At 61.0% G+C, this 13,117-nt stretch carries 11 protein-coding genes and 2 pseudogenes; 11 read left to right on the top strand and 2 right to left on the bottom strand.

All coding sequences use genetic code 11. From position 1 onward, the window contains the following. The 7 genes and pseudogenes from RAD10_RS40240 to RAD10_RS40210 form a co-directional block, all read left to right on the top strand. Window positions 1-177, top strand: a pseudogene (locus RAD10_RS40240) (branched-chain amino acid ABC transporter permease); the annotation flags it as partial. Window positions 178-179: 2 nt separating this feature from the next. Next, window positions 180-1,196, top strand: coding sequence for a branched-chain amino acid ABC transporter permease (locus RAD10_RS40235; RefSeq protein ID WP_461621794.1), 1,017 nt, complete (start codon window positions 180-182; stop codon window positions 1,194-1,196). 21 nt (window positions 1,197-1,217) lie between these two features. Beyond that, window positions 1,218-2,429 carry an ABC transporter substrate-binding protein gene (locus RAD10_RS40230; protein ID WP_461621793.1) on the top strand — a complete coding sequence of 404 codons (1,212 nt, stop codon included), beginning with the start codon at window positions 1,218-1,220 and terminating at the stop codon, window positions 2,427-2,429. A 208-nt stretch (window positions 2,430-2,637) separates the two neighbouring features. Continuing rightward, window positions 2,638-3,783 (top strand): acyl-CoA dehydrogenase family protein, encoded by a 1,146-nt coding sequence (locus RAD10_RS40225; protein ID WP_270162942.1) that lies wholly within the window; start codon window positions 2,638-2,640, stop codon window positions 3,781-3,783. 70 nt (window positions 3,784-3,853) lie between these two features. After that, window positions 3,854-4,831: an NADPH:quinone oxidoreductase family protein gene (locus RAD10_RS40220; protein WP_270162941.1), complete on the top strand. Its 978-nt coding sequence runs from the start codon at window positions 3,854-3,856 to the stop codon at window positions 4,829-4,831. A 36-nt stretch (window positions 4,832-4,867) separates the two neighbouring features. After that, window positions 4,868-5,539 (top strand): nitroreductase, encoded by a 672-nt coding sequence (locus RAD10_RS40215; RefSeq protein WP_270162939.1) that lies wholly within the window; start codon window positions 4,868-4,870, stop codon window positions 5,537-5,539. 119 nt (window positions 5,540-5,658) lie between these two features. After that, a pseudogene (locus RAD10_RS40210) lies at window positions 5,659-6,435 on the top strand (enoyl-CoA hydratase-related protein). 251 nt (window positions 6,436-6,686) lie between these two features. Here RAD10_RS40210 and RAD10_RS40205 read toward each other — a convergent pair. Together RAD10_RS40205 and RAD10_RS40200 are read right to left on the bottom strand one after the other, a co-directional pair. Further along, complete coding sequence (locus tag RAD10_RS40205) at window positions 6,687-8,027, bottom strand: LLM class flavin-dependent oxidoreductase (RefSeq protein ID WP_461621792.1); 1,341 nt, start codon at window positions 8,025-8,027, stop codon at window positions 6,687-6,689. Between the two features lie 249 nt (window positions 8,028-8,276). Continuing rightward, the gene (locus RAD10_RS40200; protein ID WP_270162937.1) at window positions 8,277-8,600 is read right to left on the bottom strand and encodes a hypothetical protein; all 324 of its coding nucleotides are present in this window, start codon (window positions 8,598-8,600) and stop codon (window positions 8,277-8,279) included. A 71-nt stretch (window positions 8,601-8,671) separates the two neighbouring features. On the opposite strand from RAD10_RS40200, the gene RAD10_RS40195 reads away from it, so the two are divergent. The 4 genes from RAD10_RS40195 to RAD10_RS40180 are packed head-to-tail and all read left to right on the top strand — an operon-like array spanning window position 8,672 to window position 12,407. Beyond that, window positions 8,672-9,604, top strand: a complete 933-nt coding sequence (locus RAD10_RS40195) for a TauD/TfdA dioxygenase family protein (protein ID WP_461621791.1) — start codon at window positions 8,672-8,674, stop codon at window positions 9,602-9,604. A 28-nt stretch (window positions 9,605-9,632) separates the two neighbouring features. Then, a complete protein-coding gene (locus RAD10_RS40190; protein ID WP_461621790.1) occupies window positions 9,633-10,676 on the top strand; it encodes an ABC transporter substrate-binding protein in 1,044 nt (347 codons plus the stop codon). Next, window positions 10,673-11,539, top strand: a complete 867-nt coding sequence (locus RAD10_RS40185; protein ID WP_461621789.1) for an ABC transporter ATP-binding protein — start codon at window positions 10,673-10,675, stop codon at window positions 11,537-11,539. Before RAD10_RS40190 ends, RAD10_RS40185 begins: the two co-directional genes overlap by 4 nt. Next, on the top strand, window positions 11,532-12,407 hold the full coding sequence (locus tag RAD10_RS40180; RefSeq protein ID WP_270162929.1) for an ABC transporter permease: 876 nt from the start codon (window positions 11,532-11,534) through the stop codon (window positions 12,405-12,407). Before RAD10_RS40185 ends, RAD10_RS40180 begins: the two co-directional genes overlap by 8 nt. Window positions 12,408-13,117: the final 710 nt, after the last annotated feature.

The following is a 13,117-nucleotide window of genomic DNA, read 5'->3' as shown; positions in this document are numbered from 1 at the left end:
CCGTTCGGCGCCGTGGTCGGCGGCTTCCTGGTCGGTGTCTTCGAGAACCTCGCCGGCACCTACATCCCCGGCGTCGGTAACGAGCTGAAACTCCCGATCGCGCTCGCGCTGATCATCTCCGTCCTGGTCGTCAAACCCGCCGGCCTGTTCGGTCGGCACATCGTCAAGCGAGTTTGATCATGAGCGCTGCAGAAGAAGTCGTCGAAGGCCACGCGGCGGTCGAAGCCGTTCCGAAGCGGGCCATGACGCTGGGCACCGGCACCTCGGTGGTGGTGCTCGCGGCACTGCTGATCGCGCCCGTCTTCGTCAAGAACTTCATCATCTTCCAGATGACGATGCTCCTGATCTACGGGCTCGCCGTGCTGGCGCTGAACATCCTGACCGGCGGAAGCGGCCAGTTCTCGCTTGGCCAGAGCGCGTTCTACGCGGTCGGCGCCTACACGACCGCGGTGTTGATGGAGCACTTCAACGTCAATTACGCGCTGACGCTGCCGATCGCCGGCGTCGTCTGTTTCGGCTTCGGGTTTCTGTTCGGGCAGCCGGCGCTGCGGCTCTCCGGCGTCTACCTCGCGCTCGCGACCTTCGCGCTCGCCACCGCCATGCCGCAGCTGCTCAAGCTGAACTTCCTCGAGCACTGGACCGGCGGCGTGCAGGGCCTCGTCGTCACCAAGCCGGACGCGCCGTTCGGACTGAAGATGTCGCAGGACATGTGGCTGTATTATTTCACGCTCGTGGTCGTGATCGGGATCTACATCCTTGCCGTGAACCTGCTGCGCTCCCGTTCCGGCCGCGCCTTCATGGCGATCCGCGACAACGAGATCGCGGCCTCCGCCATGGGCGTCGACGTCGCGCTGTACAAGACGCTGGCCTTCGGCGTCTCCGCCGCGATCACCGGCATCGCCGGCTCGCTCGGCGCCATCGCGGTGCAGTTCGTCGCGCCCGACAGCTACACCATCACGCTCGCGATCTCTCTGTTCCTCGGCATGGTCGTCGGCGGCGTCGGCTGGCTGCCGGGCTCGATCGTCGGCGCCGCCTTCATCATCTTCGTCCCGAACATCGCGGAAGGCATCTCCAAGGGCCTCTCAGGCGCCGTGTTCGGCGTGCTGCTGTTCGCCGTCATCTACCTCGTGCCGCATGGCGCAAGGCAGGTCGCGATCCTGGGCCAAGGCTGGATCGCCAAAACTAAACAGAACTGAAATGCAACAAGGAGACCTCTTATGTTTGGCAGAACTATACAGACGACTGCCCTGGTGACAGCAGTCATTACGCTCGCCTCCGGTGCCGCGCAGGCGCAGAAGAAGTATGATACCGGCGCCACCGACACCGAGATCAAGGTCGGAAATCTCATGCCGTACAGCGGCCCAGGATCCGCCTATGGCGTCATCGGCCAAGTGGAGGCGGCTTACTTCAAGATGGTCAATGACAAGGGCGGCATCAACGGCCGCAAGATCAACTTCATCAGCTATGACGATGCGTACTCGCCCCCAAAGGCCGTCGAGCAGACGCGCAAGCTGGTGGAAGGCGATGAGGTTTTTCTCATGTTCGATCCGCTGGGCACAGCCAACAACACGGCAATCCAGAAATATCTGAACTCAAAGAAGGTCCCGCAGCTGTTTGTCGCGACGGGCGCAACTAAATTCAACGACCCCAAGAATTTCCCATGGACCACGGGTTGGCAGCCGTCCTACCAAAGCGAGGCGCGCGCCTATGCAAAGTACATTCTCAAGGAGAAGCCAAACGCCAAAGTCGCCGTATTCTTCCAGAATGACGATCTCGGGAAGGATTATCTGAAGGGTCTCAAGGACAAGCTCCGGGCACAGATCATTGCCGAGGAGAGCTACGAGACAACCGAGCCGACGATCGACACTCATATCGTCAAGCTCAAGGCGTCGGGCGCCGATACGCTGGTCAACATCAGCTCCCCCAAATTTGCTGCTCAGGCAATCAAGAAGATCGCTGAAATCGACTGGAAGCCGCTTCATATCCTCAGCAACGTTTCGTCTTCGATCGGTAGCGTCATCAAGCCCGCCGGCTTTGAGAACGCGCAAGGCGTTGTTTCCGCTACTTACCTGAAGGACCCGTCGGATCCGCAGTGGGACCATGATCCTGGCATGAAGGAGTTTCAGAGCTTCCTCACCAAATACTATCCCGAAGGCAACAAGCGGGACATATTGTTGATTACCGGCTACGCGCTTGCTGAGACGCTGGCCCAGACATTGAAGCAGTGCGGGGACGATCTCACCCGCGAGAATGTCATGAAGCAGGCTGCGAACCTGAAGGATTGGCGGACCGAGGCGCTCTTGCCGGGCATCTACGTGAACACCTCGCCGACCGACTTTGCGCCGATCAGTCAATTGCGTCTGATGCGCCTTAGCGGCGAGAAGTGGGAGCTGTTTGGTGACGTGATCAACGGCGACACGGACGATTGATCCGGTCTCGGAGTATTCCGCGCATGCCCTTTGCACAACAGTTCTGATGTCAGGGGCTTTGTTGAAGGGCGTGCGCGGAAGCCCGTAAGCGGTCGCGTCCGATAGGGGCGATCGGATCGGTATCCAAGTGAACGGGGCAGCTCTGTTTTGCGGATGCAAGGGGCAAATGAACGCAGTTTTGCGTTCGTCTTAACGACGAGTGAAGCGCATGATCAACTTTCAACCCTCTTGGCTCGATTCTGACCTCGAAATGTATCGCGACACCGTGTCACGCTTCATCGAGAAGGAGATGGTGCCGCTGGATGAAGAAGCTCGTGAGCGGGGCAATGTCGGGCACGAACTGTGGCTAAAGGCTGGAGCACTTGGGCTTCTGTGTTCGGACATTCCGACAGAGTATGGCGGCGGCGGCGGCGATTTTCGCCATGAGGCGATCCTCTACGACGCAATGTCACGGCGCGGTTTGACGGGAATGAATCCGTCTGTGCACACGATTGTGGCCCACTACCTGCTCAACCACGGGACCGAGGCGCAAAAGCGCGAATATCTGCCGCGCTTGGCGAGTGGAGAATTGGTCGGCGCCATCGCAATGACCGAGCCGGGGGCGGGCTCGGATCTTCAATCTATTCGAACTCGCGCCGAGAGGCGCGGCGACACCTACGTGATCAACGGTTCCAAGACGTTCATATCTAACGGCCTCCTTGCAGGATTGGTGCTGGTTGTCGCGAAGACCAGCCCGGCTGAGCGAGCGAGCGGAATGTCGATCATTCTAGTTGAGACCGCAAAAGCTCCCGGCTTCAGGGTCGGCCGCGTGCTCGATAAGCTCGGACTGAAGGCGCAAGATACGTCCGAATTGTTCTTTGACGAAGTCGCCGTGCCAGCGTCAAATCTCCTCGGCGGAGTGGAAGGTCATGGCTTCTATCAATTGATGTCCGACCTGCCTTATGAGCGCACCATTATTGGTGTGATGGCGGTGGCGGCAATGGAGGGGGCGCTGGAGGCAACGCTTGCCTTCGTCCGCGAACGCAAGGCGTTCGGAAAACCGATCGCTGAATTCCAGAACACAAAATATAGGCTCGCCGAGTTGGCCACTGTCACGAAGGTTGCGCGCAGCTTTGTCGATAAGTGCGTCGAAGCACTGGTTGACGGCACGCTCGACGCAGCGACGGCTTCGATGGCCAAACTCTGGGCCTCAGAACAGCAAGGCAAGGTCATCGACGAGTGTTTGCAGCTGCATGGCGGGTACGGCTTCATGAATGAGTACCTCATCGCACGCATGTATGCTGATGCACGGGTTCAGCGCATCTACGGAGGGACAAGTGAAATGATGAAGGAAGTGATCGCCAGGGCACTTTAGGCCGTCGTAATTGGCTGAATTCCATCGCGTGAACTCGTGGCCGACGGGTCGGCTCGCTCAAGAGGATGTCATGAAAGCAGTCTTGGTTGAGAACTACGACCATATCGACAATATCACCATCAAAGAGGTCGCTAAGCCGGAATTGTCGGCGGGAATGGTCCGCGTCGGGATTCAGGCCGCCGCCGTCGGCTTCGTCGATGGCTTGAAGGTGCAGGGCCTGTACCAGACCAAGGACCCGTTGCCGTTTACGCCCGGCTCGGAGTTTGCGGGCATCGTCGACGAGGCGGCTGCAGATGTTGAGGGCTTCGCTTCGGGTACGCCGGTCATCGGCATGGTCAGAAGTGGCGGCCTTGCCGAATATATTTGCGTGCCGGCCACGGACCTTTTCGTGACGCCAAAAGGCATTGAGCCCGAGGTCGGCGCCTCGTTCTTCGCTAACTACCTGACGGCGCTCTACGCACTCAGCGCTCGGGGAAAGCTACAGAGCGGCGAGATACTCTTGGTTTTGGGGGCCGCCGGCGGCGTAGGAATAGCGGCTGTTCAGATCGGAAAGTTGCTCGGCGGCCGCGTCATTGCGGCGGCTTCGACCGAGGAGAAGAGGCAGTTCGCGATGAAGTTTGGCGCGGATGCAGGTCTGGACTACACGCGTGAAGATTGGCGCGATGCGCTTAAGGAACTAACCGGTGGTCACGGCGCCGACGTGATCTATGATCCAGTCGGTGGTGACGTGAGCCTCCAAGCATTCCGGTCGATCGCCTGGAATGGGCGGCACTTGGTGGTCGGCTTTGCGTCTGGAACGATTCCTGCACTGCGTTTCAACCTGCCTCTTCTGAAGGGAGGGGCACTGCTGGGTGTCGACCTTGCGCAGATCGGTCGTCGCGAACCCGACGTGCGGGATCGAGTGATCGCGCAGCTCTTCACCTGGTTGAGCGAGAAGACGCTCGTTCCCGTCGTAGGGAAGGTCTTCGCATTCGAGGACTTCCACGAAGCGTTCAAAGCGATGACGACGCGCTCGGCACTCGGAAAGATGGTCGTCCGGATCGGCTGACGACATTCCTCGTTTAAGGTATTTGGAGACATTCACATGAACGTGTCGGACGCGCTCAATTCGCGGACCTCGGTCCGGGCGTTCTTGGACTTTCCCGTCCCCGGAGAGATCGTTAAGGAGATCCTGCTTTCTGCCGGCCGTTCGCCGTCTGGCGGAAATCTACAGCCGTGGCACGTGTGGGTGCTCGGTGGCCAAGAACTGTCGCGCTTCAAGGCGCTGATGGCCGAGCGGATCAAGGATAATCCGATGGGCGAGCAGCCGGAATACAATATCTATCCGCCCGACCTGAAGGAGCCGTACAAAACTCGGCGCTTCAAAAACGGCGAGGATCTCTACCGCACGATCGCAATTCCGCGCGAGCACAAGGCGGCACGCCTCAAGCAGCTTGCAAAGAACTTCAGCTTTTTCGGCGCGCCTGTCGGCCTGTTCTTTGCCATCGATCGCCAGATGGAGCCTGGGCAATGGGCTGATCTCGGTATGTACATACAGTCGGTCATGCTGCTTGCGGTGGAGAAGGGATTGAGTACCTGCCCGCAGGAAGCCTGGGCGCTCTGGCACAAGACAGTGGCGGAGTTCATCGGATTACCTTCCCATCTGATGCTTTTTTGCGGCATGGCCCTGGGGTACATGGATCCCGCACATCCGATCAACAGTTTGCGTGCTGATCGCGCAGACCTGTCGGAATTTACAACCTTCATCGGATTTTGATGAAGATGGCGTTCGGAATGTGCGCGCATCGCGGAACTGTCGAAACTTTTGAGTTTGGATGGGCCGCCGGGGCAATCGCCGACTATCCGTCTTGCTCAACTTCAAAAGGCTGAACGCTGATGACTTACGAGTATGTCAAAGTTTCCCGCGACGGACACTGCACAATCGTTACCATCGACAGGCCTGAAGCACACAACGCCTTGAACTCGGCTTGCCATTGCGAACTTGAAGAGATTTTCGACGAGTTCGCCGCGGATGAGCAACAGTAGGTCGCGATCATCACGGGAGCCGGGCAGAAAGCCTTCTGCGCAGGCCACGATCTAAAGCAGCAGGCTGCTGGCGGTGGACTCACAACTCCGCCAAAGGGTTTCGGGGGTATAACAAAGCGCTTTGATCTCGCAAAGCCGGTGATCGCCGCGGTCAACGGAGTGGCAATGGGCGGCGGTTTCGAGATCGCGCTTGCATGCGACATTGTCGTGGCGTCTGAAAACGCCGTGTTTGCTTTACCTGAGCCGCTCGTCGGCCTGGCGGCGCTCGCGGGAGGAATCCAACGGTTGCCCCGCGAGATCGGGCTCAAGCGAGCGATGGGCATGATGCTGACGGGGCGGCGGGTCAACGCCGAAGAGGCGCTCTTGCTCGGTCTCGTCAACGAGGTGGTGAGCGGCGACCTCATGGGCGCCGCTAGGCGTTGGGCCGACGAGATCCTTGCATGCAGCCCCGTGTCGGTGCGTGCCACAAAGGAAGCGGTTCTTCGGGGGCTATCCCGACCCGTTTCGGAAGGGTTGTCGGAAGAATGGGATTATCCGGCAATGAAGGCGATGCTTGCCTCCGCGGATGCAGTCGAAGGTCCGCAGGCTTTCGCGGAAAAGCGAAAACCGGTTTGGAAGGGTCGCTAACGGCCACGACACCTTCGACAACGATGAAGGCTTTCTCAAGCTTGTCGTACTCCGACCCGATGGTCGTCAAGCGGATCAAGCGTTTAGCGCACCGATCGGCGCTAGCCCCCGCGCCGATACACCGGGGCGCCTGGGTCGCATTGTGTTGCGGCTAGGGGACGCGCTTAACGACTACGCGCGTCCCAAGTATTCACTCGAGTGTGTCCGAGTATCGCGCCGAAATCGACTGCTCCATTTTGGGTTTCAAACGGTCAGGCGATCGCCTGAATCTTCCCCGCATACATACTCGCCGGCCGCTCGAGCCCGTAATGCTCGCGCAGCGTCGAGCCGGTGAAGTCGTGGCGGAACAAGCCGCGCTTGCGCAGGATCGGTACGACCTGCTCGGCGAACAGATCGAAGCCGCCGGGCAGGAAGGGCGGCATAACGTTGAAACCGTCGGCGGCGCCGTTTTCGAACCAGGCCTGGATACTATCGGCAATCTTCTCCGGCGGACCGGCAATCACCCAGTGGCCACGCGCGCCGGCGAGGCGCTGCACGAGCTGACGTATCGTCGGCTTCTCGCGATCGACGATGTCGACCACGAGCTTGAAACGGCTGGCGACGCCCTGCGCGCCGCTGGTGTCGATCAGATGCCGTGGAAAGGGACCATCGAGGTCGAATCCGGTGAGGTCAAGACCGGTCATCTGGCGAAGCTGGGTCAGCGAGAATTCCGGCTGGATTAGCGCGTTGAACTCCTCTTGCAGGCGGTCAGCCTCAACCTGACTGCTAGCGATGAACGGACTGATTCCGGGCAGGATCTTGATCTGATCGGGACTGCGGTCGAAGGCGCGCGCTTGACGCTTGATGTCGGCATAAAACTCCTGGGCGCTCGCCAATGTCTGGTGCGCGGTGAAGATCGCTTCCGCAAAGCGCGCGGCAAAGGCTCGCCCATCCTCGGACGATCCGGCCTGGACATAGACCGGCCGCCCTTGGGGCGGCCGTGAGACGTTGAGCGGGCCGCGTACGCGAAAATGCTTTCCAATGTGGTCGATTGCGTGGATCTTGCTGGTGTCGGCGAAAATGCCGGAGACAGGGTCGTTGACCAGCGCGTCGTCTTCCCAGCTGTCCCACAGCCGTGTGATGACGTCGAGATATTCCCGCGCCCGCTCATAGCGCTCGTGATGCGGCGGATGCGTGGGCAGGCCGAAGTTCTGGGCCGCCTGCGGCGAACTCGTGGTCACGATGTTCCAGCCGGCGCGACCGCTGCTGAGGTGATCCAACGAGGCGAACAGCCGCGCAAGATTGTAGGGCTCGGTGTAAGTCGTCGACGCGGTCGCGATCAGGCCGATATGCTTCGTGGCCGATGCGATCGCCGTGAGCAGGGTGATCGGCTCGAGCCGGAACCGCTGCGCGTAACGGACGTTGTCGGCCAGCGCCGGACCGTCGGCGAAGAACACCGCGTCAAATTTGTGGGCTTCCGCGCGCTGCGCCAGCTCCTGATAGTAGGTGACATCAAGGATGCGGTCCGTCGTTGAGGCCTTGTGACGCCAGGCCGCCTCGTGGTGACCGTCAGGATAGATGAAGAAGTTGAGTGAAAGTTGCCGTTTGCTCATAGCGTTGCTCGTTGGTTGCTGTCGGATATCGGCGTCGCGCTTTAGGTTTCACTCGAATCTATGTCGATGACCGCAAAGCTGTCGATGAAATGAATTTGCGTTGTTGCGGGCGAAGCGAGCATGAAGCGCGTGAGCTCATCGCCAGTCGGAGACGAGTGCGTTCGTCATCACGAACAACGCAGCGCTTCGAGCTGTTTCGTGCTCATTCGGCTCGCTGTCACGCCGGTGAAACGGCGCAACCGACCATCACTATTGTAAATATTTCCGTGTCCGCTTGGCGTGCGAAGCGATCATTGCTCGCCGCGCAAAACAAAGCTGGTTTCGTTTCATTGACTGGATCGCGATCGCATTTACGATCTGCACCGTCCAAGCGAGGTCGTTCACCATGCGGCAATCCGATCCACCCGTCGTTCGCGAAGCAGCCCGGCTGATCTCGGTTCTGCGTGTGCGGTGCTGCGCTGGCGCGATGGCGGAGAGCTGTACCGCCGGGATCCGTGTGCCGCGAGCCATCCAGCCGCCGACGTGATCCCCTAGGACCACATCCAAGACTTCATCATCATTCGTCATCATCATTCTTCGCCGCTGCTCGTACGACCGGCGCATGGCGGAGCTTTGTCCAGAACATCACAGGAAAGACTACGATCATGAGCATCACGGCCACCACCATCGACAACGTCATCCCGCGCGCCGACATCGTGAAACGCGCGGCACGGCTCGGCGCCGAGATCAGGAACGTCAAGCTGTCGGGCGACCTACCTGACGACGTCGTTCGCGCCATCAACCAGGTGCTGCTCGAGCACAAGCTCATTTTCTTCAGGGACGAGGGGCATCTCGACGATGCCGAGCAGGAGCGCTTTGCCGTCAGACTCGGAAAACTCGTGCCCCATCCGACGGTCGGTGCGACCAAGGGGACGTCGTCGATTCTGGAGCTTGCCTCGGGGCGGGGCGGCGGCCGTGCCGACCAGTGGCACACGGATGTCACTTTCGTCGACGCCTATCCGAAGATTTCGGTTCTGCGGGGCGTGGTGATCCCGCCGTACGGCGGTGACACCGTTTGGTCGAACACGGCGGCGGCCTATCTCGACCTGCCGGCGCCGCTGCGCAAGCTCGCGGATGAGCTCTGGGCGATCCACAGCAACGCCTATGACTACGCCGTGAAGACGCGCGCGAGCGAGGCGGATAGAAAGCACTTCGACGAGGTATTCACCGGAACGATCTATGAAACCGAGCATCCGGTGGTACGGGTCCACCCCGAAACCGGCGAGCGCACGCTCGTGCTGGGTAATTTCGTGCAGCGCTTCGTCGGCCTGCCGAAATATGATGGCCAGAAGCTGTTCGAGCTGTTCCAGTCCCACATCACTGCGCCGGAGAACACCGTGCGCTGGAATTGGCAGGCCGGTGACGTTGCGATCTGGGACAACCGCGCAACCCAGCATTACGCCGTCAACGACTATGGCGACCAGCACCGCGTGGTGCGGCGCGCCACCATCGACGGCGAGGTGCCGCTCAGTGTCGACGGTCGCCGCAGTGTGACGCGCATCAAGGCGTCGAAACCGCAGACGGCCAAGGCCGCTTGATCCCGCTTCACTGACAGGATTTATCAGAATGAATTCGCTATTTCGATTTGTTGGCGCACGGCATCGCGCCGCGCGATTGGCGCTCGCTGGCGCCTTCATGCTGGGCCTCGCGGCTCCGGCCGCTGCCGAGCCGCCGCTCGAAAAGACCGAAATCCGCTATCAAGGCTGGGCCGGGCAGGTGACCTTCATCGAGCTTGCCGACGATCTCGGCTATCTCGCGCCGCTCAAGCTCAAATGGGTCGGCAATACCATCAGCGGCCCGCAGGACATCCAGACCGTCGTGACCGGCGATATCGATATCGGCGGCGCATTCTACGGCGCGATCCTCAAGCTCATCGCCGCAAAGGCGCCGATCAAGGCCGTGGTCGGGTATTATGGCTCCGACGCGAACACCTATAATAGCTATTATGTGAAGGACGACAGTCCGATCAAGGCCGCACGCGACTTGCTCGGCAAGAAGGTCGCGGTCAATACGCTGGGCGCGCATCTGGAGTTCGTGCTTCGAGAATATCTGGCCAGGAATGGTCTCGGCGCGAGTGAAGCCAAGCAGGTGACGCTGGTGGCGGTCCCGCCGGTGACCGGCGAGCAGGCGCTGCGCCAGGGGCAAGTCGAAGTGAGCGCGCTCGGCGGCGTGCTGCGCGACAAGGCACTGGAGAGGGGTGGTATTCACTCACTGTTCAACGACACAGATCTGTTCGGCCAGTTCACCGGTGGCTCCTATGTACTGCGGGACAAGTTCATCAAGGATAATCCTGATGCCGCCCGCAGGCTGGTCGAGGGCACTTCGCGCGCGATTGACTGGGCGCAGACGACGCCCGCCGAAGAGGTGCGGGCCCGGTTCGACCGGATCATCGCCGAGCGCAAGCGCAACGAGGATGCCTCTTCGATCAAGTATTGGAAGAGCACCGGCGTCGCATCCAAGGGCGGCGTGATCTCGGACCGCGAAATCCAGGTGTGGATCGACTGGCTCGAGAAGGATGGCCTGTTCAGGCCCGGTCAGATCAAGGCCTCCGACACCTACACCAACGCGTTCAACTATTTCCGTCCGGGAAAGACGGCGGAGGTGCAATGACTCCGGTCAAGATCAGCTTCGAGCAGGTCCGCAAGGAATTCATCACGCGAGGTGAGGGCGGCCGCCCTGCAGGCCGCTTCACGGCCCTTGACGGCATCACGCTCGACGTTCGCACCGGCGAGTTCCTGGTCTTGGTCGGCCCAAGCGGCTGCGGGAAATCGACCTTGCTCGATTTGCTGGGCGGACTGACGATGCCAACCAGCGGCCGCATCCTGCTCGACGGGCGCCCCATCGCCGGACCCGGACGCGACCGCGGAATCGTATTTCAGCAGTACGCCCTGTTTCCTTGGCGGACCGCCGCGGAGAACGTCGAATTCGGGCTCGAGATCGCCGGATTCAAGGCCAGGCAGCGGCTTGAGATCGCGCGGCATTTCCTCGACCTGGTCGGCTTGTCCGGCTTTGCCAATCGGTATCCGCACGAGCTGTCCGGCGGCATGAAGCAGCGCGTCGCGCTCGCCCGAAGCCTCGCCTACGATCCGGAGGTGCTGCTGATGGATGAACCGTTCGCGGCGCTGGACGCTCAGACTCGCGAGACGCTCCAGGGTGAATTACTGCGGATCTGGCGCGCCACCGGCAAGACCATCGTCTTCATCACCCATGGCATCGACGAAGCCGTCGTGCTCGGCGAGCGCGTAGCCGTCATGACGTCGCGTCCGGGGCGGATCAAGCAAGTCATCGACCTCCCCGAGGTACTGCGCGATGAGGTAGACGATGTGCGCTCACTGCCGGAGTTCGGCCATGTACGCCATGAGGTCTGGAGCCTGTTGCGCGACGAGGTTCAGAAGGCCCAGCGGGGCCAGTTGAACGGAGGTGTCGGTGCGCGACATGTGGACCACGAGGTGAAGGAGATCGCCCATGTCTAGTCTGGAGACGCTGATACTGCTGGAGCTCGCGCACGGACGCCGAGAGGCGCTCACTGGCGTGCAACCTCAACCGTCGCCGGCGGTGAGTGGGGCCCGTGCCGCGATCCGCCAGTTGACTGTCCTTGGACACCGCTCCCTGCTACTGATTGCCCTGTTGTTGCTATGGGAAGCGGCTCCCAGGCTCGGCCTGATCGATGCGGTGTTCCTGCCGCCGTTCTCGGAGGTGATTGCCGCCGGCTGGCAGCTCGCGCAAAGCGGCGAGCTCTATGATGATGTCTCCGCCAGCTTGCTGCGCGCGCTGAGCGGGTTTCTGATATCGGTCGCACTGATTGTGCCGCTTGGCCTGGCGGTCGGCAGGTCAGCCCGGCTCGGTAATCTCCTGAACCAGTTCATCGAGATCTGCCGCAACACCGCGCCGCTCGCGCTGCTGCCGGTGTTCATCCTGCTGCTCGGGATCGGCGAGATGTCGAAGATCACGATGGTGATCTACAGCTGCGCCTGGCCACTCCTGCTGAACACCATCGCCGCGGTGAAGCAAGTCGATCCGCTCCTGATCAAATCGGCGCGGACCATGGGCGCGACACCGCAGCAATTGTTTCGCAAGGTGATTCTGCCGGCTGCGCTTCCGACCATCTTCGTCGGTATTCGCCTCGCCAGCGCATCCGCCATGCTCGTGCTGGTCGCGTCCGAGATGGTGGGCGCCAAGGCTGGTCTCGGCTATCTCATCATCAACAGCCAGTACAGCTTCCTGATCCCGCAGATGTATTTCGGCATCCTCAGCATCACGGTCATCGGGCTCGCGTGCAATGCTGTCCTCGAGGCGCTGGAGCGGCGCTTCATGCGGTGGAGGGCGCCGGTGACGGCATGAGCGTGCAGATATCGTCGCGACGCGAAGCACGATCGCAATCATCTGAACTGCGGACGTGAGTAATGACGACTGAATCCATCGTGCAGACCAGAGGTCCCGCGGCGTCCGGTTCTGCGAAGTACGATGCCGATTTGGCTGGTGCTTGCCGGCGGCGGACTGGCAGTGATCGGGGCAGCGGCGAGTTGTGGGCGGCAGCAGTTTGCCGTAACGTGGAAACGGCAGGCTGCACTAATCTTACTCCGTCATACCGTTTATCTCCTGATCCTCAGGAGCTTGCGCAGCAAGCGTCTCGAAGGACGAGGCCACCAGCGGGCTTCTTGGTTCGAGACGCGCTTCGCGGTCCTCATCATGAGGTCTTTCTGACGCAATAAGACTAATCCCTCCCTACGCAGCTGCGGCGACAAACTCGGCACCGCTCGCCGCCTGCGCGCGGCGACTTTCCTCACTTTGGTGTCCGACCACCCCAGCGGCTTGCCGCTCTTCGACGGCAGCACGAGTTGTCCGACCGCCTGCCCGTCTGGTCCAGCAGCACCGAATGCGTCTCGCCGCGCGCATAGAGATGTGCCTCGCCCCATTGCCTTAAGGAGACCACGACCAGGAACAAGCCGTGGTCCCGTCTGGTCAGCACATGTTCCTGATAGGCGCTGCCGTCGGAGGCCGGGATCTGTTCGAGGACGCCGGTTTCGACCAGTCGCGCGTCGCGCCGTCAG

The sequence above is a fragment of the Bradyrhizobium sp. 23AC genome (genome assembly GCF_054863025.1).
The sequence above is the reverse complement of the archived record's forward strand: the minus strand, read 5'-3'. Positions and strand labels throughout refer to the sequence as shown.

What these genes read in the sequence shown, in the direction of transcription:
- RAD10_RS40235 (WP_461621794.1), top strand. Translation starts at nt 180, where the DNA reads ATGAGCGCTGCAGAAGAAGTCGTCGAAGGCCACGCGGCGGTCGAAGCC.
- RAD10_RS40230 (WP_461621793.1), top strand. Translation starts at nt 1,218, where the DNA reads ATGTTTGGCAGAACTATACAGACGACTGCCCTGGTGACAGCAGTCATT.
- RAD10_RS40225 (WP_270162942.1), top strand. Translation starts at nt 2,638, where the DNA reads ATGATCAACTTTCAACCCTCTTGGCTCGATTCTGACCTCGAAATGTAT.
- RAD10_RS40220 (WP_270162941.1), top strand. Translation starts at nt 3,854, where the DNA reads ATGAAAGCAGTCTTGGTTGAGAACTACGACCATATCGACAATATCACC.
- RAD10_RS40215 (WP_270162939.1), top strand. Translation starts at nt 4,868, where the DNA reads ATGAACGTGTCGGACGCGCTCAATTCGCGGACCTCGGTCCGGGCGTTC.
- RAD10_RS40205 (WP_461621792.1), bottom strand. Translation starts at nt 8,027, where the DNA reads ATGAGCAAACGGCAACTTTCACTCAACTTCTTCATCTATCCTGACGGT.
- RAD10_RS40200 (WP_270162937.1), bottom strand. Translation starts at nt 8,600, where the DNA reads ATGATGATGACGAATGATGATGAAGTCTTGGATGTGGTCCTAGGGGAT.
- RAD10_RS40195 (WP_461621791.1), top strand. Translation starts at nt 8,672, where the DNA reads ATGAGCATCACGGCCACCACCATCGACAACGTCATCCCGCGCGCCGAC.
- RAD10_RS40190 (WP_461621790.1), top strand. Translation starts at nt 9,633, where the DNA reads ATGAATTCGCTATTTCGATTTGTTGGCGCACGGCATCGCGCCGCGCGA.
- RAD10_RS40185 (WP_461621789.1), top strand. Translation starts at nt 10,673, where the DNA reads ATGACTCCGGTCAAGATCAGCTTCGAGCAGGTCCGCAAGGAATTCATC.
- RAD10_RS40180 (WP_270162929.1), top strand. Translation starts at nt 11,532, where the DNA reads ATGTCTAGTCTGGAGACGCTGATACTGCTGGAGCTCGCGCACGGACGC.